The following is a 24,462-nucleotide window of genomic DNA, read 5'->3' as shown; positions in this document are numbered from 1 at the left end:
CTCTCGACGCACCCGCAACCTGCACCGCCGCAAGTTGTACGGATGTTTCGTACGTACAATAAGCTCGACGCCGACGCCGGTCAACGCCGACGGCGAACGGGACGCAGCGAGCTACCGTCTGCGGCGTGACGCCTCGAGGAGCGGATGTGGAGTCGGAGGACCGACGGACGCAGGTCGACCGCACCGACGTCCGGCCCCTGCACGTGCAGATCCGCGACATGCTGCGGCAGCAGATCCAAAGCCACGCGCTTCTACCCGGGGACGCCCTGCCCACGGAGGACGAGCTGCAACGCAGTTTCGGCGTGTCACGCAGCGTCGTCCGGCAGGCGCTCGCCGGTCTCGCCGAGGTCGGTCTCATCCACCGCCAGCGCGGCCGCGGGAGCGTCGTCGCCTCCTCCCCGGTGCTGCGCCGTCACCTCCAACGCGCCGGTGGCCTGGACGAGCAGACCGCCGCCCGTGGCCAGCGCCTGTGGACCCATGTGCTCGGCCTCGAGCCGGCCGCCCCACCCGCCGCGGCGCGGGCCGCCCTCGGCACAGACCGCACATGGAAGATCGAGCGGATCCGGTCCCTCGAGCAGGTTCCCGTCGTCTACATGCGCACCTGGGCGTCACGGGAGCTCTTCCCCCACTTCACGGCACAGCTGCTCGAGGACGCCTCGCTCCTCGCGCTCATGCGCGATCATGGCTACCCCGCAGCCGGCGGACCTCGACACGTCCAGGCCGTCGCCGCGGACGCGGATGTCGCCCACATCCTCGACGTCCCGCCAGGCGCCCCGCTCCTGCTCCTCGAAGGCGTCACCCAGGACGCCCACGGGCGGGGACTCGAGTGGTTCACCGTGTGGCACCGCGCCAACACCGTCTTCGACATCGACGCGCAGGTGGCTCCCGGCACCGCATCGATCAGTCAGGACCAGGTGGACCGAATCCGCACGATCGTGGGCGAACTCGACGCGGCGCTGTCCGAGCTGCGCATCCCCAACACCTGAGGACGTTCGCCGGCGCACCTCGTGCCACGCCGGCTCTGCCGGAAGGCCGCTGCAGGCGCCGCGACCATCGCTGACCGCTCATCGGGGACAGTCGGCACAGCACCCATTGCGATTGGGTCGAACCCGGCGGAAGGGCCTTCGAAACTCACTGCTTCACCTCGTCACGAGGCACCTTCTTCTTTCAGGGCCACCTCACCCCGCCAGACTCGTGAAGAGCCCGGGCTAGCAGGGATCATCACGCTCGTCGTCGCAGCCTCGCCGCCAAACCCGTGATGTAGCCGGCCACACCGGAAACCAACTGCCAGTTCGAAGGTCAAGTTGCCACCCGCTCGCCTCCCTGCTCTTCCTCAGCCTGTGGAGATATCCCCCGGTTGAGCTGAATGCGATAAGCGAACGCAACGACGAACGGCACGAGCAGTGCGGTAGTAATTGTTGATGTGGCGACCTGCGCGGTCGCCAGCGACTCGATATGCCGATACGCCGGATCGATGATGGCGACGGCCGCAGGGGTCGCCACAGCGTTGCCGGCGGTGGTCGCTTCAGCTGCTCCGGAGATCACGTTGCGCTGCTGCCTCGGTCGTCGGTGGAGAACGTGGACGAACCACAGCACCAGCATTGCTGCGCCGCCGGACAGCACAATCGTCATGAGGCCGAGGAGAATCCCGGGCAGGCCCGCCTGACCGAGTGTCGAGAAGTCGATCCCGACTCCGACCGCGAACGCCATGAAGGGGATGAGCAGCTGCTCGCCGGAGCGGAGGAACTCACGTGCAGTCGAGCTCAGGTTGCCGAGAACGAAACCGACCGCCAAAGGGATGACAAGGCCGACGATCATCCCGATCGGGAAGGTCGCGAGCCCCGCGACGCCGAGCGCGACCAGAGTGATGAACGGGCCGTCGTTCACGGCGATGATCGAGGCTGCGCCCCGGTCGGTGGTGTTGCCGAACTGCTTGGTGAGCGCAGTGTAGAGGGCCGTGTTCGAGTTCGTCATCGCCGCGATGATCGCGAGTGGCACGAGGCCGAACAGGGTGCCGCCAGGCACGGAGAACGCGACGAGCAGGCCGACGACGACGCCCGCCCCCACCTTCCCGATCAGGATCGCGAAGCCCTTCTCCAGGGTGCGACCGGTGGCTCGCAGCCTCAGCTGAGCGCCCATGCAGACGAAGAAGAGACCGAGCAGGGTGGCGATGCCGTCGCGGAAGAGCGCCGTGGTGAAACCGCCGATGTCGAGCACCTGCGGAACGAACGTGTTCACCAGCGCCCCGAGGAAGAGCGGGATGATCATGAGGGCGCCCGGGATCCGACCGGCGCTGCGCCCGACCTGCTGGAGCGACTTCAGTGTCATCTCTTCTGCCTCCGTCGAGTCAGCGTCGACCGTCGGAAAACTCTTGCCAGCTGTACGTCCGCCACCGCGATCGGTGGAACGCCCCCGTGATGGGGCACGACCGTCGGGACAGACGGCTGCTACCGGAAATCGCGCTCCATCTCGCGCCTGAGGGCCACCGCGACAGTGGTGTCGTCGACCTCGACGTCCTTCCACGTGACCGGCTGGCCCTCGCGTACGGACGAGGTGACCTTCACCCCGTGCGCGAGCCCGATCGGTAGTGCGCCGAGCGCGGTGGAGGCTTCGGCGGGCTGCAGCTGGCCGTACACGCAGTACCCGCCCTCGCCGTCGAGTACGTCGCCGGGACACAGATCGCGCTTGGCCGTGGTGACCGCGTCACCCTCGAAAGCCTGGACCGATCCGGTTGGCTCTCCCCGGAGGACGGCGGAGGCGATGCTCACCCCGAGTTCCATCCCGATCAAGTGGTAGGGCCGGTACAGGGAGCCGTAATAGCCACTGGGGTCGGTGACCATCCCGTACTCGGCGAAGCAGGCTGCGGCATACTCTGTCCTGGCCTTGAAGGTCACGTAGACGCCCCAGCGCAGATCCTGTTCGACGCTGCGACCGTCCCGTTCGAGACAGGATGCGATCTCCACGGTCCCGGAATGCTCCAGGATTCCACCCTCCGTCGCGGGCCGGAAGAGCGTCGAGAGGTCGTTCACGGAGGCGGGTGGGAACTGGAGCCCGACCTGCTGTGGCTTGAGGCCGGTTGCGTTCGCTACGGCAGCCATCTCGATGGCCGACTTCGTGCCGTCGAGGAATGAGTTGAACATCTTCGGGTTGAAGTCACCCGCGGCGATCTTCTCCGTGCTGAAGCCGTAGTGGTCCCACACCGTGTCCGGCGTGGAGAAGCGGTAGTCCGGCAGGTACTTGGTGCCCTTGCCCGCGGCGACCACCTCGTAGCCGACCGTGCGGCACCAGTCGACGAGCTCGGCGATCAGGGCGGGCTGGTCACCGTAGGCCATGGAATACACCACTCCGGCCTGCTGCGCACGGCGGCGCAGAAGCGGCCCGACCAGGCAATCGGCCTCGACGTTGACCATGACCACGTGCTTGCCGTTGTCGATGCTCCGGACAGCGTGCTCGACGCCGGCGAGGGGGTTTCCGGTGATCTCGACGACGACCTCGATCTGCGGGTGCTCGATGAGACCGGCCGCATCGTCGGCGACGACCGTGCCGCCCGTCCGCAGCGCCTCGTCGTAGCTCGTGCAGGCGTAGCGCTCCTCGGGCCAACCCGTCCGGCCCAAGGCGGCCCTGGCTTTGGCGACATCGAGATCGACCACGCCGACGACATGCATCTCAGGCACGCCCAGGACCTGTGTGAAGAACATCGAGGCGAACTTGCCCGCGCCGATGACACCCACCCTGACCGGCCCGTGGTCCTCCGCCCGCGAACGGAGCAGCGTGTACAGGTTCACTGGCTGGTTCCTCCAGTTGTGCGTCCGACGGGAGGCCGAGCGCGATGCGTCACCGACCGGCAACAGCGGGGGGCAACGCGCCGCCAGGAGGCACGACCGCGCCCAGGGGGCGACGCCGAGGAGTAGATCTCGCCTTTCCGGAGAGCTACCCGCCCTTCGCGGCCTGGTGTTCAAATGAGCAAGCGCCTCGGAAGCTAGCAGCCGCGGCCCGAACAGGTCAACGGCCCGACTGCATCTGTCTGACCAGGGGCGATTATGCGGAAGTGGGAAATCCGGGCGATCTTTCCTGCACGATTGACCACGCGAGAAGTCCCCCGTAGCGTCCCGCCGTGTTCACTTGCACGAGTCTCGGCGAGGAGATGGTGCTCTGTGCGCGCGGTGGTGAAGCCCGGGCCCGCTCCGGGCGTGACGGTCCAGGAGCAGATGGCAGTGCTCGTCACGAGCGGCCGCCTCGACCGGGGAGGACTCATCACCCATCGGCTTCCCATCGAGGCGCTGGAGGACGCGGTCGAACTCCTTATCCAGGGACGCGTGCGAGGTGCTGCTCAAGCCCGAGTTGCCTCTCGTCGCGCCCGAGGGCGGTCAGGTACGTGACGCCGGCTCCTCCCTGTCCACTGCCGGAGCCGACCGGCCGACACCACCGCGGGGGCGCCATTGAGCTTCGCCCGCTGCGGGCATGCGCTCAGGGCGCCACGGTCACCTGCACCCCTGCTACTTCGCACGCGCGAGAAAGCGGGAGCGGCGGCGGACGGTCGGTAACGATCATGTCGATGACGTCGAGGCCCCCCAGCACGATGGCGGTCTTGCGGCCCAGCTTCGTGTGGTCGGCCGCGACTATCACCCGGTCCGCCACGACGAGCAGCGAGCGCCGCACGTCGACCTCGGCGGGGTCGAAGTACGTCAGGCCACGCTCGGCCGAGATGCCACCGCAGCCCAGGACCAGGGTGTCGAGGTGGACCCGGGGCACCGCGTCGGTCGCCCCGGCGTTCACCAGAGTCAGTTCACGAGTCATCACGCCGCCCAGGACGACGACGCGGTTCGGGGTGTCGCGGAACTCGACGGCGGCGTGCAGCGCGTTCGTCACGACGGTCAGATCGGTCCGGGAGGACACCTCGGCGGCCACGGCGTGACACGTCGTGCCGCTGTCGATGCCGAGGGCCTGGTCGTCCCGGACGAGGTCCGCCACGACCTTCGCGATGCGCGCCTTCTCGACCGTCATCGCCGCTGCGCGCGACCCGTAGGCGGGTGGGCGGGGCAGGACCGCCCCACCGTGCACGCGATGGAGCTGGCCTGCGTGGTCCAGCTCGGCGAGATCACGCCGGATCGTCATGCCGGATACGCCGAAGCGTTGCGCGAGCGAGGCGACATCGACCTGCCGGGCCGACTGCAGCACAGCGAGGATCTCCCGCTGCCGATCGGCAGGAGACACAGCGGGACGCCCCTCGCGCTGATTCACGGACCCAACGTACCGACGGTGAACCGGGGCGACGACGGCCCGCGCTCGCTCACGACCACACGGCTAGATTGACGTCGTGAAGAGGGTCACGCTCGCCGACGTCGCGCGCGACGCGGGCGTGTCCGTCTCCGCGGCGTCGCTGGCGATGCGCGGGGTCGGCCGCATCAGCGACGAGACCCGGGAACGCGTCCTGCGCTCGATGCACGACCTCGGCTACGTGTACCACCGCGGCGCCGCGACCCTGCGGACCCGGAAGGGTTCGGTGATCGGCCTGGTCGTCACCGACATCTCGAACCCGTTCTTCTCGGCCATGACGCTGGGGTTCGAGGAGGTGCTCGGCGACGCCGGCTACATGACCCTGGTGACAACGTTCGACGATCCGCGCCGGCACGACGAGCTCGTCCGGGCGATGCTCGAACACCCCGTCGACGCCCTCGCCTACGTTCCGGTCGTCGGAGGCGACCTGGCCTTCGCGGCCGAGCACGCCACCCCGACGCGAGCCCTCGCCCTCACCCGGCAACCCGGGGTCGACGTCCCCTGCCTCGCGGTGGACGACCGCCTCGGTGGCCGGCTCGCCGCGCGGCACGTCGTCGACGTGCACGGGCGGCGCCGCATCGCCTACCTGGGTGGGCCGGCCGACGCGAGCCCGCGCCACGACCGCGTCAACGGGATCCTCGACGTCGTGCGCGAGGCCGGCGCTGAGCTCACGACCCCACGCTCCTGGGCGTAGCCCCCGAGCCGCTTGGTTTCGGCGATCCCCCCGACGTCGCGGGACCCGGATGCACCACCCGGATCGCCCCGGAGTCCAGCAACGGCTTGAGTCCTCGGTAAGATAGATGTCCTCACCCGTGCACGTCGGCACCGCCACCCCCTCGGTGAGCTGGCGCCACTGGTCGGTGTACTGCCACGGGATCAGATCCTCGACCACACCAACGTGAACGATTCGAGGGCCCGCCCGATCCGGATGCACGAGTTAGCGCGATGTGCCCGAAATGATCGGTGGCCAGCGCCACGTCATAGCTGACGATCGAGCGCACCGTATCGACGTACGAGGCCAGGTACTCCACGCCCTTCGGCGTGACCTGGATGCCCGTGAACGGGTGCATCGTGGTGTCCTCGCGGGCACCCGCCGGGGCGATGAGCGTGCCGGGCACGTCCCACAGCAGGGAGATGCCCACGTCCATCTTGAGCATCGTGAAGCCGCGCCGCTTGCGCTCCAGCAGCCGATCCGCCATCTCCTGCGGCTCGGCGACGCTGGGCGTGTCGACATAGCACCACACCCGGTCCCGGAACCGGCCGCCCACCAATGCGTAGGCGGGTACCCCGGAGGCCTTCCCCGGCGAGGTCCATCAGCGCCATCTCGATTCCCGAGACCCCGCCGCCCTGGCGGCCGTGAGCTGTCCGGGGCCACCAACATCGCCGCAAGCCTGCGCCACCACGCCCGTGACACCACCCGGCCGCTCGCCATCTACAAGATCACGACCACTTTGCCGGGGCCCTGGGCGGTCGCCGAAGCTGAGACCACCCGCTTCCTACAGACCGTGGAAAAGAGCGTGACAACCTCGTACAGAGTGCGGTTGTCCCGACGACGGTCACTTCCCCACGATGAGCGGGCCGCCGAACGACGCCGGACGAACCTCGTTCCGGCACATGTGCCCTCAGCGACGAAAGCGGGTCCGATGACCGAGACGGTCGAGCGCCAGTCCATCTACCAGCCCGAACAGTCCGGCCTCATCTTCCCCGAGATGCCGACCTTCGACTCCGTCGAGCAGGAACGGCAGCACCGCAAGGAACGGCTCGCCGCTGCGTGCCGGGCATTCGCCAAGTTCGGATTCAGCTACGGCACCGCCGGTCACATCACCGTGCGCGACCCGGAGACCCCTCAGCTCTACTGGACGAACCCGTTCGCGGTGCCGTTCGGCCACGTGAATGTCTCGAACCTGATCCTGGTCGACCACAACGGCCAGGTCGTGCAGGGCTCGCACGCTGCCAACCGCGCCGGGTTCGTGCTCCATTCCGCCATTCACGACTCCAACCCCGACATCGTGGCCTCGTGCCACGCGCACACGGTGCACGGCGCCGCGTGGGCGGCGATGGGACGGCCCCTGGAGCCCGTCACGCAGGACGTCGCCGTCTTCTTCGAGCACCACACCGTGATCGAGGAGGAGGCCGGCGCCATCGTCGTCGAGGTCGACGCCGGCAAGGCGGTCGGCTCGGCGTTCGGTGCGAACAAGGCGGCCATCCACCAGAACCACGGGCTGTTCTCTGCCGGAACGCACAGCATCGACGAGGCGGCGTGGTGGTTCATCGCGCTCGAGCACGCCTGCCGGGTACAGCTGCTGCTCGACGCGTCCCGGATCCCGCCGAAGCCGATCTCGGTCGAGGCGGCGAGGCACACCCGCCACCACTTCGGCACCCCCTACATCGGCTGGCTGAACTTCCAGCCGATCTACGACTCGCTCGTCCGCGAGCAGCCCGACTTCCTCGACTGAGGACTGGGGCGGCGCGCCGGGCCGAACGCCGCGGCCAGATCCACGGCCACCCACATCGCCGCATCACGACCGCCGCCGCTGTCGGCACCGCTCCCGACAGCGCGCGAGCGGCGTGCGCGTCGCCGCGAGCAAGGGAGCTCGAAATGCCCAGTGCAGCTGTCCGCACGCCGGAGGAGATCGACCAGGGCTCGCCCGACCGCGGGCGGGTGGCGGTCGGCAGCGCGGTCGGGACGACCGTCGAGAACTACGACTTCCTCGCCTACGGGACCGCCGCGGCCCTCTACTTCGGTCCGGTGTTCTTCCCCAGCGACAACGCCGTGACCGGAACGCTCCTCGCGTTCGCGACGCTGGCCGCCGGCTTCCTCATGCGGCCCATCGGGGGCATCGTCGGCGGTCATTTCGGGGACCGCTACGGCCGCAAGCCCGTTCTGGTCATCGCGCTGCTCGTGATGGGCCTCTCGACCGTCCTCATCGGCGTGCTGCCGACCTACGACCAGGTGGGTCTGCTCGCGCCGATCCTGCTGGTCACGTTGCGCCTCGTGCAGGGGCTCGCCTATGGCGCCGAGTGGGGCGGGGCGATCCTCATGACGTTCGAGCACGCACCCCGCCGCCGCAAGGGCTTCTACTCGGCGATACCCCAGGCCGGCGTGCCGTGCGGGCTCCTGCTCGCCAACATCGCCTTCCTCTCGACGGCAGGCATCGAGAGCTCCCTCGCGTGGCGGGTGCCGTTCCTCCTCAGCGGAGTGCTGATCGCCGTCGGCATCGTCATCCGGCTGAAGGTCTCCGAGTCCCCCGAGTTCGAAGAGGTCGTCGACAAGGCCGAAACCGTCCGGTTCCCCGTACTGCACGTCCTGCGCAACGACGGGACCACGGTGCTCCGGGTCATCGGACTCCGGCTCGCGGAGACCGGGGCCTTCTACATCACGGTGACCTACCTGCTCAGCTACCTGGTGAGCAGCGGGGTGGCCGACCGCGGTGTCGGCCTGACGGCGATCATCGTCGCCTCCGTCATCGGGCTGGTCACGACCCCGATGTTCGGGGCCCTGTCCGACCGGTTCGGCCGCCGCTCCGTGTACGCCGCGGGCTGCCTGTTGACCACGGCATTCGGATTTCCCCTGTTCCTCCTGGTCAACTCCGGATCCGTGATCGCGATCATCCTCGCGGTCGTCGTCGCCCAGGCGATCGCGCACGATTGCCTCGCAGGCGTGCAGGGCTCCTACTTCTCCGAACTGTTCGACACCCGCACCCGGCTGTCCGGAGCCTCGCTCGGATACCAGCTCTCGGCATCCATCAGCGGCTTCATCCCGCTCATCGGGGCCGGCCTGGCGGCGACGTTCGGCTGGACGGGCGTCGCGGTGCTGTTCAGCGGGGTGGGAGTCATCGGTCTCATTACGGTGGCCCTGACCAGGGAGACCTGGACACCGCAGCGGGCCGCGGCGGCGACCACACCGGTCGTCGTGGATCGCCCCCCTGCTGCAAGGGTCCTCGACTGAACTGAACCGACGGTGAGCGCCGCACTCCCGACGACAGCGGCCCCTCACCGGCTCTCGACCACGACGATCGCGTCGAGCACGGCGAGCGCCCGCAGGCCGAGGTGCACGACGAGGCGATCCTCGCCTCGCCGCAGGTCGAGCCCCAGGCGGTCCCGGATCTGACCGAGACGATAGTAGAGCGAGGTCCGGTGCAGGCTCAGCCGATCAGCGGTGGCCGGCACCGAGCCCGCCTCGGCGAGGTACACCTCGAGCGTCTCCCTGAGCAGCCCACGCGAGTCGCTCTCGAGCAGCCGACGCAGCCCCGGAGGGACGACGTCCTCGAGCTCCTCCCGTGGAATCCGCAGGAGTACCGCGTACGCGCCCAGGTCCGCGAACCCGGCGACAGGACGAAGGCCGGGGAGCAGGCTCGCCGCCTCGGCCGCGAGCCGGGACTGACGACGGGCCTGCGGCATCCCGGTCAACGAGTTCGACTGCGCCGGCAGGCCGACGACGCAGCGGGAGGACGGCCCGAGCAACGACTCGACGGCCTCGAGCGCACGCCGGCCGAGCGCACGCACATCGTCCGGGCCCGGATCGCGGGGCGACACCGAGATGATCGTCGCTTCCGACCCGTCGACGACGTGGTAGACGTGGGATCGCTCGCGTCGCGCGAGGTTCTGCAGCCCTGCCTCCATGACCAGCGACAGGCGCTCCGCCTCCTGCAGCCGCGGGGACAGGACCGTCAGCGTCATGACACTGATCCGGTCCGTCGGACCGGCGAAGGTCTCCGAGGCGAGGTGAACCGCTCGCTCGCGGGTGGCGTCGTTGTCGGCGAAGAGATCGTCGAGCAGCTGGACCCGCTCAGCGCCGTGCCGTACGGACTCCCGGTGGTCGCGCTCGAGGACACGAGCCATCAGAACCGCCACCTGCTCCGCTTCCGCGACCTCGGGGCGCCGGAGCTCATGTCCGGGCTCGTCGATGATCATGAGGTGGGCGAGCAGGTGGGAACCGTGGCGGATCGGGATGACAAGCCGCTGCTTGAACCCGAGCGCCGCGTCGGCCGCGACGTGACCGGTTCCCGACCAGCGGCGCACGCCGTGCGCCTGGATGTGCCGGTAGACCTCCGGGACCGCCACCCGCTGCAGGATCGCACGCACCCGCGCGTCATCCTCGTCCCCGTAGTGCGCGCTCGCACAGAGAATGCGGATCTCGGGGTCGACGACTGTGATCGACCGCTCGAGCTGCGACGCGAGACGGTCAGCGAGTTCCTGAAGCCCAGGCGTCGCCACTCGTCCGTCCTCCGTCACTCCGCCGGGACGCGGGTCAGCAACGCACCCCCGGCTCGAACCTCCCCGATCCCACCGGCGGACCCTAACCGATGAGCCGGTTCCGGAAAGGGTTCGGCCGGACAGGGGCCGCGAAGCAGTAACCAGCACGAGCGCGAAGAGTCCGCCGCAGATCAGCGCCCTTCAGTTCCCCGGCTCGCGCTAGGAGGCCATGACCGAGCCCTCTCCAGCCAAGATCACTTGAGACAGCTTGGTATCAGCAGTTCGTACACCCGGACCTGGGTCCGCTCGACCTCGCCGCCGCTGCGGCCATCGTCGGCCTGAGCAAACCGATGGGTCGCCTTCTCACTCATGGTGCTCGTCACAGCGGGAGGAGCACGATCCCCGGGAACAGCGCCAGCAGCACCAGCAGGAGCAGGTCGGCGACCACGAACCGGCTCACACCGCGGAAGCCCTTGCTCAACGAGATGCCGCTGATCGAGGAGCCGATGAACACGTTGAGCCCGAGTGGTGGTGTGGCCAGCCCGATCTCGACCGTCTTGACGATGAGGATCCCGAACCACACGGGGTTGTAGCCGAGGTCGACGATGACCGGGAACACCAGCGGGATCGTCAGGACCAGGATCGCAAGCTGGTCCATCACGAACCCGAGCAGGAGATACATCACGAGCAGCGTCGCGAGGACCACCCACGGCGGCACCGGGAGGCCCTCGATGAAGCCGACGACGCTCTCCGTGGCGCGGGTCAACGTCAGGAGATAGCCGAAGATGTGGGCCCCGATGATGATCGTGAACACCATGCCCGTGGTCTTCGCCGTCTCGGCCAGCGCGCGGAGGAAGCTCCTCATGTCGATCGATCGGCCGGCCAGCGTGAGCAGCAAGGCGCCCCCGGCGCCGACGGCGGCCGCCTCGGTGACCGTCGAGAGACCCGAGTAGATCCCACCCATGATCGCGACGAACAGCAGCAGGACCGGGCCGAGGTCGCGCAGCGAGGCGAGCCGGTCGGCCCACGTGATCTCCTCGGACGGCGGCGCGTCCGGCTCGGCACCCACGGACGCGCCCACCCGTGCGAGGTCCCGCTCGGACGCGACGATGCCCGGCCGGAGCCTCACCCAGCCCATGACGACGACGACATAGAGGCCCGCGGTCAGGATGCCGGGCACGATCCCCGCCAGGAACAGGTCCCCGATCGAGACCTCGGCCAGGATGCCGTAGATGATCAGTACGACGCTCGGCGGGATGAGCATGGCGAGGCTGCCCGCCGAGGCGACGGTCCCGAGGGCGAGGCGGTCGTCGTAGCGGTATCGCTGCATTTCCGGGATCGCCGTCTTCGCCATGGTCGCCGTCGCGGCGCTGGACGAGCCGGAGATCGCTCCGAATAGGGCCGTGGATACGACCGTTGCGACGGCCAGGTTGCCGGGCACCCGGCGCAGCCACACGTCGACCGCGCGGAACAACCGCCGCGACATGCCGGCGGTGTTCATGAGCTCCGCCATGAGGACGAACATCGGCAGCGCCACCAACAGCCACGACGCGGACTGGCGGTACGGGGCGGTGGCCAGGATTCCGGTCAGCGCCTCCGTTCCGCCGTACAGCCAGAGGCCGATCGCGCCGGCGACACCCATCGCGTAGCCGACCGGGACCCCGACGAGGATGAGCAGGGCGAGAAGGAGGCTGCACAGGATGATCGCGCTCACGATGCCCGACCCCTGCGCGATGCGGCCTCGACGACGGTGAGGGCCACGTCGGCGGTGACCCGGGCGAGCAGCACCGCGAACGCCACCGCCGGGATCGTGAGGACGATGACGAGCGGGAGGTGGATGTCCCCCGAGGTGTCCACTCCCCGCTCGTAGGCGTCGACGGCGGCGCCCGCCGTCGAGATCGTGATCATGAGGACGAGCCCGATCGTGACCACTCGGCTGACGAGGCGGAACCACCACTGCGTGGTCTCCGACATCCGCTCGGCCAACATCACGACCCGGACGTGCCGTCCCTCCCGCTCCGTCACCGTGATGGCGAACAGCACCACGACCGGCATCACGAACTGCGCCGTCAGATCCACGACACCCTGGATCCCGCCGGCGAGCCGGGTCACGACCTGGGCGAGCGTCACCAGCAGGATCACGATCAGGCCTGCTCCGCTGCTCGCGATCGCGACGGTGTCCAGAACACGAACGGCGCGCCGCACGGCCCGTTCGGTGCTCCCGCTCACCACCTCCGGTGGCATCCCTAGCTCCTCGTGAGGTGGTCGCGAATGTAGGAGAGGACCTGCGGCCCGCCGATCCCCCGCTTGTCCTCGGCCCACGTCGATGCCACCCCTTCGTAGATGTGCTGCAGTGACTGCCGATCGGCGGCGGGAAGCGGGGTGAAGACGAATTCCTCCGACTCGAAACGCGCACGGGCCTTCTCGGTGGCGGCCTCGGTCGCCGCGGCGCCGTTCTCGACCGCCTGCTCGTCGCACCTGTCGAACACCGCCCTGACATCCTCGGGAAGCTCGTCCCAGGTACCGGCGGAGATCGCGTAGGAGGTCCAGAACGTCCCGAGATCGGCGCCGTCGGTCGCGTAGCGGGTGACCTCGTCCACGGAGTAGCTGGCCACGCTGGCGGTCGCCATCACCGTGCCGTCCGCCGTACCGGTCTCGATCGCCTGGTAGACCTCCGTCGTGGGCAACGTCAGCGTGTTCACGCCGAACTGGTCCAGGACCGCCTGAAGGGTGCCTCCGCTCCCGCGCAACTTCATCCCCGCCATGTCGGCCAGCGACTTCACGGGCCCGCGGGTGAAGATCTCGCTCGGTACGGTCATGGCCCCCCACAGGGGGCGCATCCCGTTGTGGAGGTAGTCGACCTCGGCGATCTCGGTCTCCTTCGAGGCTCGCGCGAACACCTGCGAGGCGACGACGGAGTCGGTGAACAGCCCGGGGAGCGTGTGGACCTCCGACAAGGGCATCTCGCCCTCGAACTGCGCGGGCGGGACGTAGGCGACGTCGACGAGCCCGTGCCGGAGCAGGGACGGATAGTCGGCGAGCGCACCGAGCTGCTCGGCCGGGAAGAAGTCGAAGCCCACCCGGCCGCCGGTCCCCTCTTCGATGCAGTGCATCCAGGGAACGAGGGCACCCTCCACGACGTAGTGCTTCGTGGACTTCGAGTCGGCGACGGTGAGCCTGATCTGCGCGCCGGAAGGGGCATTTCGGCCGCTCGAACACGCGACCGCGCCCAGTAGGGGGATGACGGCGGCGAGCGCGGCCCATCCCCGCACCCACCTCCGCCGCCCGGCTGCACTGCCCATGACGCTCCTCGAGGGTCGACCGAGGCGTCGGGCCCCATCGAGACGCAGGCCCCGTCGCCGTCTTCGGGTGGAGCTCACGCTAGGGAGCACAATCGATGAGGTCTAAGATCAAAATTGCCCTCGATTGATATCTCTCGGAGTATCAGTTCGGTCGACCGAGGCCGAGGGCACGGAGGAGGAGTTGTATGGAGCTGCGCCACATGAGGGCCGTCATCGCGGTCGCCGAGGAGCTGAACTTCCGTCGGGCCGCAGAGCGCCTGCACATGGCGCAGCCACCGCTCTCGCAGCAGATCAAGCGCATCGAGCACGAGGTGGGGGTACGGCTGCTGGATCGCACCACGCGGCAGGTCCGGCTGACCCCGGCGGGCGTCGCGTTCCTCGCCGATGCGCGGCGGGCGGTGGCGGCAGCGGACACGGCCCCTCGCTCGGCCCGCCTGGCCGCCTCCGGGCACACCGGGACCCTGCGCCTGGGGGTGAGCGGACCGACGTTCTACGAGGTCGTCGTCCAGATGGCCACCCGGCTCCGGCAGTCCCGACCGCGCATCCGGCTGGAGATCTCCGGCCCCGCCTTCGGCGGTGAGCTCATCGAGCAGCTGGAGCGCAAGGAGATCGACGCCGCGCTCGTCCGGCTTCCGGTGGGCGGCACCGACATCGCCGTCCGGAGGATCACCGAGCACCGCGCGGCGGCCGTGCTGCCGATCGGTCACCGATTGGCGGACCGGGACCAGGTCACCATCGCCGACCTGCAGGCGGAGCCGATCATCAGCTATCCCAGCAACCGCGGTTCGGCCGCCGTCACCCTGATCCACAGCGCCTTCGTCGACCGCGGCTTCACCCCGAACATCGTCCAGGAGGCCCCGGACACCCACACGATCATGCTGCTGGTCGCGGTCGGGACGGGTATCGGGGTGGTCCCGGTCTCGGCCGACCACCTGCGGGTGCCGGGCATCGTGCTGGTTCCGGTCGCCGACATGCCCCCGTTCCCGCTCGCCCTGGCGTGGCGGCGCGACCACGGCAACCCGGTGCTCGGCGCCCTGACCGCGGAGCTCGACGACATCGCCGCCGAGATCGCCCCGGGTGGCTACAGCGTCGCGCCGCCGTCGACGTAGAGGGTCTGGCCGGTGACGAAGCCCGCGCGGGGGGAGACGAAGTACGCCACGGCCTCGGCCACGTCCTCCGGGGTTCCGGACCGGCGCATCGGAACGCGCGCGGCCGCGGCGGCCTCGTACTCCGCCATCGGCCTCCCCGCGTACGCCGCGACCTCGGCGCTCATCGCGCTGGGGACCGTTCCGGGAGCGACGGCGTTCACCGTGCACCCCCGCGGGCCCAGCTCGAGGGCCAGCGCCCGGGTCAGGCCCTGCACGCCCATCTTCGCCGAGGAGTAGGCCACGCGGTCGGGCCGTCCCAGGGCCGCCGCGCTCGAGATCGTGACAATGCGGGCCTCGCCGCTGTCGGTGAGGTGGGGGGCCGCCGCCCGGCACACGAGGAAGGTCCCGCGCAGGTTCACGTGGTGGACGCGGTCCCAGGCGTCCAGCGCCTGTCTCTCGACGGGCGCACCGTGCCAGACCCCGGCACCGCTCACCACGATGTCGAGGCCGCCGAACTGCCGCACGGCGGAGTCGACCATGGTGCGCACCGCGTCCTCGTCGGTGACGTCACCGGCGACCGGGACGATGGCGCCCGATTCCGCTCGACCGTCGGCGGTCAGCGTGCGGGCGGCGTCCGCCGCGACGTCCGGTTCCCGGTCGGCGAGCGCCACCGCCGCTCCGGCCGCGGCGAGGCGGCAGACCGTCGCGGCGCCGATGGCGCCGGCCCCACCGGTGACCAGAGCGCGGGCTCCCTCCAGGCTCTCCATGGCCCGCCCGGCTCAGCCGCCACCGTTCCAGGTCCACACCGGATCCCGCTTCTCGACCACTGCGCGGGCCGCCTCCGCGGCGTCCGGGGTGCGGCCGAGCCGGATCGTGTACTGCTGCTCCCGCGCGTAGCCGGCCCGCAGCTCCATGTCCTCGCAGTCGTTGAGGGCCTGCTTCGCCAGCCGCAGCCCGTACGGGCTCTTCCGTGAGATCGACTCCACGAGCGCGCGCGCCTGCTCCAGCGCTACCGCGTCGGGGTGCACCGCCTGCACGATCTGCATGGCCAGCGCCTGCTGGGCATCGATCGGTTCGCCGGTGAAGTACATCATCCGCACCGTGCCTTGCCCCACGAGCCGGGCCAGGTACCGCCCGCCGCCGCAGCGGCCGACATTGATCTCGGGGAGCCCGATCCGGGCCGACTCGGCCGCGACCCTGATGTCACAGCACGCCGCGAGGGCCGCGCCTGCGCCGAGCGCAGCGCCGTTCACCAGCGCGATCGTCGGAAGGGTGCAGTCCAACATCGCCTCGTAGCAGGTGCGCGCCAGCCGCTGGCGGTACTCGTCGGCCGGCTCGTAGTCGCCGGGGGCCTCCGGTGTCTCGCGGATGTCCGCCCCGGCACTGAAGATCTTCTCGTTCGCCGAGCGCAGGAGCACCGCGTGCACGTCGGTCCGGGCCGACAGGCCTCGGAACACCGAGACCAGCTCGCTGTACATCCCCCGGGAGACGGCGTTCACGGGTGGGCGGTCGAGCACGACCTCCGCGTAGTGACCTGTATCCACCACGTTCACGCCGTGGTCCATGGCTCTCCTTTCCTCCGCTGCTACTTCGGCAGCCCGAGCATCCGTTCGGCGATGATGTTGCGCTGTACCTGCGAGGTCCCTGCGTAGATCGACTCGGCCCTGGACCGCAGCCACTCGGTGTTCCAGAACTCGAGGTCCCCGTCGGTCTCGGCCGCGATGTCGGAACCGAGGTCCATCAGGCGTTGGTGGGTGGTGCTCCACCACAGCTTGACGATCGAGGGCAAAGATTCGAGCGACTCGCCCGCCGCCGCGAGCGAGAGGATCTTGTAGGACGCGTCCCGGATCCCCGTGAGGTCGGCCGCGAGCGAACCCAGCGTCCGCTCCCACGACACGCGGCGCTCAGAACTGCTCTCGCGCACCATGGCCGCGATCTGCCCCAACTGAGCGGTGTAGGTGCGGAAGCGGCTCAGCTGCCCGTACGAGCGTTCGGCGCCCGTCACCGTCATCGCGACCCGCCACCCCTGGCCGAGCCCGCCGATCACATGGCGGTGCTCGACGCGCACGTCGTCGAAGTACAGCTCGTTGAACTCGGCCTCGCCGGTGGCCTGGCGGATGGGCCGGATCGAGATGCCGGGCTGGTCCATCCGGAAGAGCACGAACGACAGGTTGTGGTGCCGCGGCGCGTGCCGGTCCGTGCGCACCAGGGCGAAGCACCATTCCGCCTCGTGCGCCTGCGTCGTCCAGATCTTGCTGCCGCTCAGAGCGAGATGCTCGCCCCGGTCGTCCGCGAAGCTCTGCACGTTCGCCAGGTCCGAGCCGGCCTCGGGCTCGGAGAAGCCCTGGCACCACAGCGTCTCGGCCCGCCGGATCGGCGGCAGCACCTCGTCCTGCTGCTCGCGCGTCGCGTGGGCGAAGAGCGCAGGAGACAGCAGGTCGACGCCGAACCGGGACGGCGACTGCGCCCGCGGGAAGCCGACCCGGGCGCACTCCTCGTCCAGGATCGACGCCTGGACGGGGCCCGCGCCTGCGCCGCCGAAGGCGGTCGGCCAGGAGCGGCCGAGGTACCCGGCCTGAGCGAGGGCACGGTCGAACGCGTGCCGCTCGGCGAACGTCGGGGTGGACCCGGTCGCGGGAGCGACGTGATCGGCCAGCCACGCCCGGATCTCAGCCCGGAAGCCAGCGTCCTCGGCGGTCTCGTCGAGGTTCATCCGGTCCTGCCTTCCATCAGAATCGGCCCTCCGTGACGTCGGCCCCGATCCGGGCCGCGTGTTCGTCGACGTGCCCGAATCGGCGGCGGCTGCTGCGAGCGGTCTTGAGGAACAGGTGCATCTCGTGCTCCCACGTCATCGCGATGCCGCCGAACGTCTGCACGGCGGTGCGCGTGGCCCGGTCGGCCGCCTCCTTGGCCTGCAGCGCAGCGATGTCGACGGTGCACCGCGTGGGACGGAGAGCGGCGTACAGGACGGCGTTCCACGCGATCTCGGCGGCGACCGCCGCGTCGGCGAGGGCGTGCTTGACCGCCTGGAAGCGACCGATCGGAGAGCCGAACTGCATGCGCTGCTTCGCGTGGTCGACCGCCTCCGCCAGGGCCGCCTCACCCAACCCCACGAGCGTGGCAGCGTGCACGATCTGCGCGGACAGCAGCAGCTGCGGGGTCGGCCGGATCCGCGCCACCTGGGTCGACGCGCGCGGTGTGACGGTGCCGACGCCCAGCGCGAGCCGCTCCACCGGCGTGTACTCCCACTCGCGGGCCACCTGCACCGTTCCGTCAGGTGCGATGCGGTAGGCAGGCAGCCCGTCCTCGACGCCGAAGCACCAGGGCACGGGACCGCTCCTGCCCTCGGCCACGTCGGCGCGCCGGCCGTCCACGAGGAGGACCCCCGGGGGCAACGGCTCGTCGGTGCCCGCGAGCAGGACCGCGTTGGTGACGAAGCCGTCCCCGGCCAGCACACGGCCCGCCTCCCGGCCGATGCCGGCCACCAGGGCGAGCGGGACGGTCTCGTCGTGCGTGTCCGACCGGCCGACCTCGAGCCAGCCGTCCTCGGCGACGCCCGCCCAGGCGTCCGCGACGGACCCCGCCGCGAGCAGGCGCTGCGGACTCAGCCACTTGCGAAACGTGGCCGCGGCCTGGTCCAGGACCCGCTGATCCTCGGAGTCGAAACGGAAGTCCATCTCACTCCCCCGGCGTCTCGCGGAGCAACGCCAGGCAGTCCACCGCGACGGCGCCCTCACCTACCGCGCCGAGCAGCAGCGGGTTGACATCCAGCTCGGCGATGTCCGATCCGAGATCGGCCGCCATCCAGGACAGCCGGACGAGGACCTCCGACGCGGCGTCGACGTCCTTCGCAGATCGGCCCCGGACCGCGTCGAGCACCCGGCTTCCGCGCAGGCCCTGCAGCATGCCGCGCGCTGTCTCGATGTCCACGGGCGCCTTCGCGGCCGTGCTGTCGTCGAGCACCTCCACGAGCATCCCGCCCAGACCGGCCACGACCACGGGACCGAAGGCCGCATCGTGCTTCAGCCCGACGATCAGCTCGGTTCCGCGCTCCATCCTCTGTACCAGAAGCCGGGTCCCCGGTACGAGCCCGGTGAGCTCGGTGGCCGCGGCGCGCACGTCGTCGGCGGTCTCCAGGCCAAGGTGGACGCCCCCGATGTCGCTCTTGTGCGCGACGCGGTCGGAGAGCAATTTGAGCGCGACCGGGCCGCCCAGCTCGTCGAACGCGGCAACGGCGGACTCCACGTCCGGCACCGCCAGCGACGGCGCGCAGGGGATGCCGTAGGCCGAGATCAGGCGGGACGAGGTGTGCTCGTCGAGCTGCGTGAGCCCGGTTTGGCGGGCCTGTGCGATCACCGCCCGCGCCGCGGGGTCGTCGATCCCGGGCGGACGCGTCGGCCGCGGCAACGGAGCGCGGAGGCTGAAGTCGGTGAGCGCCGCGAGAGCGGCGGCGGCCCGGCCGGGGTCGCTGAAGCACGGGATGCCGAGCTCGCGCAAGCGGGCCCGCGGCCTGCCGCTGCCGCCGGTCCAGACGGTCACGACGGGCTTCTCGGTGACCCGCTGCATCTCATCGATCGCCGACACCAGCTCGTCGGCGCAGGCGTCGGCGTTCCCCAACAGCACGGCGATCATGTCGGTGCCGGGGTGGTCGATGGCGACCTGCAGCCCCGGCCGCAGCAGGCCCGGCTCGGCGACCAGCGTCCCGGTGAAGTCGACGGGATTGCGCGGCGAACCGTATGCCGGGAGGACCGTCCCCATCCGCTCCTGCCAGTCCGCGTCCCAGGTGTCGACGACCAACCCGTGGGCCGTGGCGGCGTCGGCCATCAGCACCCCGGCGCCACCGGAGAGGGTCAACACGGTCAGGTTGCGGCCGCGGACCCGCCGGCCGGTTGTGAAGACCTGGGCGGCGTCGAGCATCGTCTCGATCCCGTCGACGCGGACGATGCCGTGCCGGCGAACCAGTGCGTCGAACACGGCGTCCTCGCCCACCAGTGACGCCGTGTGCGAGTGGGCTGCCCGCGCGCCCGAGTCAGAGGTGCCGACCTTCACCATCACGATCGGCGTGTCGAGGCCATGTGCCCGCCGCGCCACCTCCAGCAACCGGTCCCCCTCGTGCACGCCCTCCAGGTAGGCGAGCAGCACCTCGACCCCGTCGGTCTCCAGCAGGGCGTCGAGCAGCTCGGCGACGGTGAGGTCGACCTCGTTGCCGGTGTTGACGTAGTGCGAGATGCCGATGCCCGCCGCTTGCGCCGCGCTGAAGATGAACGATCCGAACGCGCCGCTCTGGCTGACGAACGCCAGGGGCCCGGTCTCGAGAGGGACGTCTTCGTCGAGGGCCGTCGTGAAGGTGGGAAATGCGCCCGTGGCCACGTTCATCAGACCGAGGCAGTTCGGGCCGAGGACGCGCACGCCGGCCTCGTCGATCGCCGCGCGGAGCTGCGCCTGCAGCGAAGCGCCCACGTCGCCGGTCTCCGCGAAACCGGACGCAGCGACGATGACCGCCCCGACGCCGCGCACGCCGCAGGCCCGTACGGCGTCGGGCACCTGCCCGGCGGGCAACATGATCATGACGAGGTCGAGCTCGTCCGGCACGTCGTCCAACGAGGCATAGGCGGGAAGTCCTTGGACCGTGCTCCGGTGGGCGTTGATCGGGTAGATGTTCCCCTGGTAGCCGAAGCGCTTCAGGTAGTTCAGCGGCCTCCCGGACAGCTTGCGGGGGTTGTCGGAGGCACCCAGGACGGCGATTGATCGTGGTTGCAGGAGACTTCTCATCCACACCTCTCGGTCGGGACGTGCACATCGGCCTCCTCGCCTCCGCGCAACCGGCCCGCCGTCCCTGAATGTGAAGGCGCCTCGCCCAGCCTGCCCATCGCGCATCCGGATGGCCCTGCCTCACACGCTATGGCCCGGATCTAGGTGCGTCCAACACGACTATTCGCCCCGATTGATATCGCGACCATACATAATTGCCAGGCGAGGATGCGGGTGGCGGTAGGAGCGTGAGGGAACACGACTTGGTGGACCTCAGCGAACGTCCCCGGGGGGGTCCCGGCGTCGCTCGACCCGGAGACCCCGCGGGGGTCCGACAGCCTGCGGGCTGCGTGGTTCTCCGTCGCCCTAAGCCAGTTCTCGATCTTCATTCGTCCAGGTGAGGAGACCCTGCGGTTGGCAACCTGCGACGTGTGGTTCACCGGTCGCCATGACCTACTGATCGAGCCCGGCAACGACAGTTGACCTGCGAGAACGTCATGGGACGTCTCGCAACGTCAACCGCCGTTTTCCGTGCCCATGTGCCCGATGTGCCCCGGTCGGTCCGAAGCGGACAGGTGGTCGTCCTGCGAGCGACCGGGAAGCTCTGCCCGGACGCGGCTCCGCGAACTACACCGGCACCATCCCGATCCCCGCTGGTCAACTGTCGCGGGGCGGCGACTCCCGGCATCATGAGCGACGTGGCCCCTACTGCGGACCCGGACGAGCGTGTGCGCATCGAGTTGCTCGGCGACTTCCGCGTCGTGGTCGGCGACCGCGAGGTGCGCGGGGACGCCTGGCCGGGCCGCCGCGCGGCCGAGCTCGTGCAGCTGCTCGCGCTCGCCGCGCACCGGCGCCTGCACCGCGACCAGGTGATCGAGGCGCTCTGGCCGCACCTCACCCCGGAGGCCGGCGCCGCGAACCTGCGCAAGGCCGCGCACCAGGCCCGGCAGGCCCTCGGCCGGGAGGACGCCGTCGTCCTCGGGGGCGGCCGGGTCGTCCTGCTCCCCTCCGCCGAGGTCGACGTCGAGCGCTTCTGCCGGCTCGCGGAGGCGGCGCTCCGCACGCGGGATCCGGCCGCGGCCGAGCGGGCCGCGGAGGCGTACACCGGCGTGCTGCTGCCCGACGCCCGGTACGAGGAGTGGGCGCAGGCCGACCGCGAGCGGGTGCGGGCGCTGCACGTGGAGGTGCTGCGGCTCGCGAGGCGGTGGGAGCGGCTCGTGGAGGTCGAGCCCGCCGACGAGCAGGCCCACCAGGACCTGATGCGCGCCGCGATGCGCGAGGGCAACCGGCACGCCGCCATCCGGTGGTACGGGCGGCTGCGGACGAGCCTGGAGCGGGAGCTCGGCCTCGCGCCCGACCGCCGCAGCCGCGCGCTGTACGAGGAGTGCGTCGCGGGGCTGGGCCCGGCCACCGCGCCGTTCGTGGGGCGTCAGATCGAGCTGGCCCGCGCCGCCCTCACGCTGCGCAGTGCGGAGCCGGGAGCGCTCGCCGTGCGGGGACCGGCCGGCATCGGCAAATCCGCGTTGTGCGGCCGGCTCGCCGCGCTGGCCGCCGAGTCCGGGCGGCTCGTGGTGAGCGTCACCGCGGCGTCCGGCGACCGCCCGTACGCCCCGCTCACCGCCGCCGTGGAGGACCTGCTCCGCCGGGACCGGAGCCTGCTCGACGCCGTGCCCGGCGCCACCCGCTCCGTGCTCGCCGGGCTGACCCCGCTCGCCCGACCTGCGCAGCCGCCCGAGCAGGGTCTCAACCGGCACATGGTGATCGGCGCCGTCCACCGGGTGCTCATGGCCGCCGCGCCCACCGCGGGGGCCCTGCTCGTCGTCGACGACGCCCACCTCGCCGACGACGCCACGACCGAGACGTGCGCCCAGCTCGCCCGCACCCACGGACGCCGACGTCTGCTGGTCGCGCTCGCCTACCGACCGGAGTCGGCCCGCGCCGCGCTGACCCAGGGCGTCGCGGGCCTCGAGCGGGCCGGCCGGAGCGTCACGATCGATCTCGGCCCGATGGAGCGCGAGGAGGTCGAGGCGCTGGTGACGGCCGGTGCGCCGCACCGCCCCAGCGACCGGGCCATGGCCCGGATCGTGGAGACCGCGCACGGCAACCCGTTCTTCGCACTGGAACTGGCCCGCGCCGCCGGTGCCGGCGACACGCTGGCTGTGCCGCGGTCGGTGTGGGAGACGGTGACGGCGCGGTTCCTCGACCTCGACGACGCCACGGCCGCCATGCTGCGCCGCCTCGCCGTCGCCGGTGGCGACCTCGACCCCGGCGGCGTGCTGGCGCTGACCGGCCTGGCCGAGCCCGACGCGTTCGCGCTGCTCGACGCCGGTCTGGAGGCCGGCGCGCTCGTCGTCGCCGAGGGCCGCTACCGCTTCCGGCACGATCTGGTGCGACGGGCACTGGCCGAGCAGGTGCCCCCGCACCACCGCGTCGCGATGCACCGCGACACGGCACGCCGGCTCGCGAGCGCCGGCGCCGAACCGGCGCTGGTGGCCCGGCACTGGCTCGACGGCGGCCGGCCCGACGAGGCGGTCGGCTGGCTGCTCGACGCCGCCCGCCGCGCCGCCCGGCTCGGCGCGTTCGCTGACGCCCTGCGCCATCTCGACACGCTGCTGGAGCACGATCCCCGGAGCACGGACGCGCTGTGCCTGCGCGCCGAGGCCCTCGACGCGCTCGGCGACATGCGCGCCCCCGCCGCGTACGGCCTGGCCGCCGAGGTCGCCGGGGAGCCGGCCGCCCAGGAGATCCGGTCCAAGCAGGCCCTCTCCCAGATCAAACGGGGCGACCCGCCCGGCGGGCTGCGCACGTTGCAGGGACTGGCGCCCGTGACCGTCGAGGGGCGGCTCGCGCACGCACTCGCCTGGGCCGGCGCCGCGGTGCTGGGGTTCGCCGACCCCGAGACGGGCACCGCGAAGGCCGCCGAGAGCCGTCGGCTGGCGCTGGAGTCCGGCGACGCGCCCTCGCTCGTCATCGCCTCGTGGGCCCAGGCCGCGGCCGCGCACGCCCGTGGCGACCTGCGTGCGAGCGTCCTCGCCGACCTGCTCGAGACCGCGGCCCTGCCCGAGCTCGCCACCAGCGTCTTCGACGGACACCTGTGCATCAACCAGCGGCTGCTCTACGGCGCGCGCCCCTACGCCGACATCATCGCCTTCGCCGACGCCTTCGCCGCGGAGGCCGAGCGGCTCGGCGCGGCCCGCGGGCGCGCCTACGCGGTGACGCTGCGCGGCGAGGCGCTCCTGCTCTCCGGGCGGCTGGACGAGGCCGAAGCGGACCTGGGCGAGGCCATCCGGCTGAGCCGGGCGAGCGGCGGCGCCGTCGGGGAGTCACTGGCGCTGCAGCGGCTGGCCGAGACAGCACTGTACCGAGGCGACCCCCGGGCGGCCGACGCGCTGCTCGACGAGTCGCTGGCCGTCGCCCGCGAGTCCGACGTCGGCTTTCATCTCCTCGACCGCATCTACGGCACCCGCATCAGCGCCGCCGCGGACCCGGACGCCGCGTTGGCCGCCCTCGACGACGCCGAGAACTCCGTCCGCGGCCCGCTGGAGACCTGCCCCGGCTGCCGGATCACCCTCGTCGTCCCGGGTGCCATCGCCGCGGCCCGCGCCGGGGACCTCGACCGGGCGGCCGAGTACGTGGCGAGCGCGGAATGGCTGGCCGATGTGGTGATGCGGCTACCGGCCTGGGACGCGGCGTTGCAGGAGGTCCGGGGTCACCGGGCGCGGGCGACCGGCCAACCGGCGGGATCGCACTTCGCCGCGGCGGCCACCGGGTTCCGCAGGGCGGGCCAGCCGCTCGACGCGGAGCGCTGCAACGCCCTCGCCGATGAACCGCTCCCTTGATCAGGAACG

General features: G+C 70.9%; 19 protein-coding genes. 6 read left to right on the top strand and 13 right to left on the bottom strand.

What is annotated here, in order from left to right; all coding sequences use genetic code 11:
- Window positions 1-125: 125 nt before the first annotated feature.
- The gene (locus CFP66_RS39015) at window positions 126-986 is read left to right on the top strand and encodes a GntR family transcriptional regulator (protein WP_233160070.1); all 861 of its coding nucleotides are present in this window, start codon (window positions 126-128) and stop codon (window positions 984-986) included.
- Window positions 987-1,299: 313 nt separating this feature from the next.
- On the opposite strand, the gene CFP66_RS39010 is transcribed toward CFP66_RS39015, so the two are convergent.
- The 3 genes from CFP66_RS39010 to CFP66_RS39000 form a co-directional block, all read right to left on the bottom strand.
- Window positions 1,300-2,328, bottom strand: a complete 1,029-nt coding sequence (locus tag CFP66_RS39010) for a 2-keto-3-deoxygluconate permease (protein WP_094930396.1) — start codon at window positions 2,326-2,328, stop codon at window positions 1,300-1,302.
- A 119-nt stretch (window positions 2,329-2,447) separates the two neighbouring features.
- Window positions 2,448-3,785: an NAD(P)H-dependent oxidoreductase gene (locus CFP66_RS39005; RefSeq protein WP_094930395.1), complete on the bottom strand. Its 1,338-nt coding sequence runs from the start codon at window positions 3,783-3,785 to the stop codon at window positions 2,448-2,450.
- Window positions 3,786-4,467: 682 nt separating this feature from the next.
- On the bottom strand, window positions 4,468-5,214 hold the full coding sequence (locus CFP66_RS39000) for a DeoR/GlpR family DNA-binding transcription regulator (protein WP_158228391.1): 747 nt from the start codon (window positions 5,212-5,214) through the stop codon (window positions 4,468-4,470).
- Between the two features lie 103 nt (window positions 5,215-5,317).
- On the opposite strand from CFP66_RS39000, the gene CFP66_RS38995 reads away from it, so the two are divergent.
- Window positions 5,318-5,971 (top strand): LacI family DNA-binding transcriptional regulator, encoded by a 654-nt coding sequence (locus CFP66_RS38995; protein ID WP_094930393.1) that lies wholly within the window; start codon window positions 5,318-5,320, stop codon window positions 5,969-5,971.
- Between the two features lie 112 nt (window positions 5,972-6,083).
- Here CFP66_RS38995 and CFP66_RS38990 read toward each other — a convergent pair whose 3' ends face one another.
- Window positions 6,084-6,545 carry a hypothetical protein gene (locus tag CFP66_RS38990; RefSeq protein ID WP_198961973.1) on the bottom strand — a complete coding sequence of 154 codons (462 nt, stop codon included), beginning with the start codon at window positions 6,543-6,545 and terminating at the stop codon, window positions 6,084-6,086.
- Between the two features lie 375 nt (window positions 6,546-6,920).
- Here CFP66_RS38990 and CFP66_RS38985 point away from each other — a divergent pair, with 375 nt between their 5' ends.
- Both CFP66_RS38985 and CFP66_RS38980 read left to right on the top strand, forming a co-directional pair.
- Window positions 6,921-7,733: a class II aldolase/adducin family protein gene (locus CFP66_RS38985; protein ID WP_094930392.1), complete on the top strand. Its 813-nt coding sequence runs from the start codon at window positions 6,921-6,923 to the stop codon at window positions 7,731-7,733.
- Between the two features lie 143 nt (window positions 7,734-7,876).
- Complete coding sequence (locus tag CFP66_RS38980) at window positions 7,877-9,226, top strand: MFS transporter (RefSeq protein WP_094930391.1); 1,350 nt, start codon at window positions 7,877-7,879, stop codon at window positions 9,224-9,226.
- Window positions 9,227-9,270: 44 nt separating this feature from the next.
- On the opposite strand, the gene CFP66_RS38975 is transcribed toward CFP66_RS38980, so the two are convergent.
- From CFP66_RS38975 to dctP, 4 genes are all read right to left on the bottom strand, one after another.
- Window positions 9,271-10,362, bottom strand: a complete 1,092-nt coding sequence (locus CFP66_RS38975) for a CdaR family transcriptional regulator (RefSeq protein WP_143517528.1) — start codon at window positions 10,360-10,362, stop codon at window positions 9,271-9,273.
- A 490-nt stretch (window positions 10,363-10,852) separates the two neighbouring features.
- Window positions 10,853-12,187: a TRAP transporter large permease gene (locus tag CFP66_RS38970; RefSeq protein WP_198961972.1), complete on the bottom strand. Its 1,335-nt coding sequence runs from the start codon at window positions 12,185-12,187 to the stop codon at window positions 10,853-10,855.
- Window positions 12,184-12,717 carry a TRAP transporter small permease gene (locus tag CFP66_RS38965; RefSeq protein ID WP_094930389.1) on the bottom strand — a complete coding sequence of 178 codons (534 nt, stop codon included), beginning with the start codon at window positions 12,715-12,717 and terminating at the stop codon, window positions 12,184-12,186. The genes CFP66_RS38970 and CFP66_RS38965 overlap by 4 nt, the downstream gene beginning before the upstream one ends.
- Window positions 12,718-12,719: 2 nt before the next feature.
- Window positions 12,720-13,775 (bottom strand): TRAP transporter substrate-binding protein DctP, encoded by a 1,056-nt coding sequence (gene dctP, locus CFP66_RS38960; RefSeq protein WP_094930388.1) that lies wholly within the window; start codon window positions 13,773-13,775, stop codon window positions 12,720-12,722.
- A gap of 185 nt (window positions 13,776-13,960) precedes the next feature.
- Here dctP and CFP66_RS38955 point away from each other — a divergent pair, with 185 nt between their 5' ends.
- A complete protein-coding gene (locus CFP66_RS38955; RefSeq protein WP_094930387.1) occupies window positions 13,961-14,884 on the top strand; it encodes a LysR family transcriptional regulator in 924 nt (307 codons plus the stop codon).
- Here the strand turns inward: CFP66_RS38955 and CFP66_RS38950 are convergent.
- Genes CFP66_RS38950 through CFP66_RS38930 form a run of 5 tightly spaced genes read right to left on the bottom strand, consistent with a single transcriptional unit; the run spans window position 14,857 to window position 20,635 of the window.
- Complete coding sequence (locus CFP66_RS38950) at window positions 14,857-15,630, bottom strand: SDR family NAD(P)-dependent oxidoreductase (RefSeq protein ID WP_094930386.1); 774 nt, start codon at window positions 15,628-15,630, stop codon at window positions 14,857-14,859. The genes CFP66_RS38955 and CFP66_RS38950 overlap by 28 nt on opposite strands.
- Before the next feature lie 12 nt (window positions 15,631-15,642).
- On the bottom strand, window positions 15,643-16,428 hold the full coding sequence (locus CFP66_RS38945) for an enoyl-CoA hydratase-related protein (protein ID WP_094930385.1): 786 nt from the start codon (window positions 16,426-16,428) through the stop codon (window positions 15,643-15,645).
- A 20-nt stretch (window positions 16,429-16,448) separates the two neighbouring features.
- Window positions 16,449-17,576 (bottom strand): acyl-CoA dehydrogenase family protein, encoded by a 1,128-nt coding sequence (locus CFP66_RS38940; RefSeq protein WP_094930384.1) that lies wholly within the window; start codon window positions 17,574-17,576, stop codon window positions 16,449-16,451.
- Window positions 17,577-17,592: 16 nt separating this feature from the next.
- On the bottom strand, window positions 17,593-18,540 hold the full coding sequence (locus CFP66_RS38935; protein ID WP_094930383.1) for an acyl-CoA dehydrogenase family protein: 948 nt from the start codon (window positions 18,538-18,540) through the stop codon (window positions 17,593-17,595).
- Window position 18,541: 1 nt separating this feature from the next.
- Window positions 18,542-20,635: an acetate--CoA ligase family protein gene (locus CFP66_RS38930; protein WP_158228390.1), complete on the bottom strand. Its 2,094-nt coding sequence runs from the start codon at window positions 20,633-20,635 to the stop codon at window positions 18,542-18,544.
- A gap of 677 nt (window positions 20,636-21,312) precedes the next feature.
- On the opposite strand from CFP66_RS38930, the gene CFP66_RS38925 reads away from it, so the two are divergent.
- Window positions 21,313-24,453, top strand: a complete 3,141-nt coding sequence (locus CFP66_RS38925; RefSeq protein ID WP_198961971.1) for an AAA family ATPase — start codon at window positions 21,313-21,315, stop codon at window positions 24,451-24,453.
- Window positions 24,454-24,462 lie beyond the last annotated feature (9 nt).

This window comes from Pseudonocardia sp. MH-G8 (assembly GCF_002262885.1).
Taxonomy (GTDB): domain Bacteria; phylum Actinomycetota; class Actinomycetes; order Mycobacteriales; family Pseudonocardiaceae; genus Pseudonocardia.
Note: the sequence above shows the minus strand (reverse complement) of the source record. Positions and strands in the feature narration are given on the sequence as shown.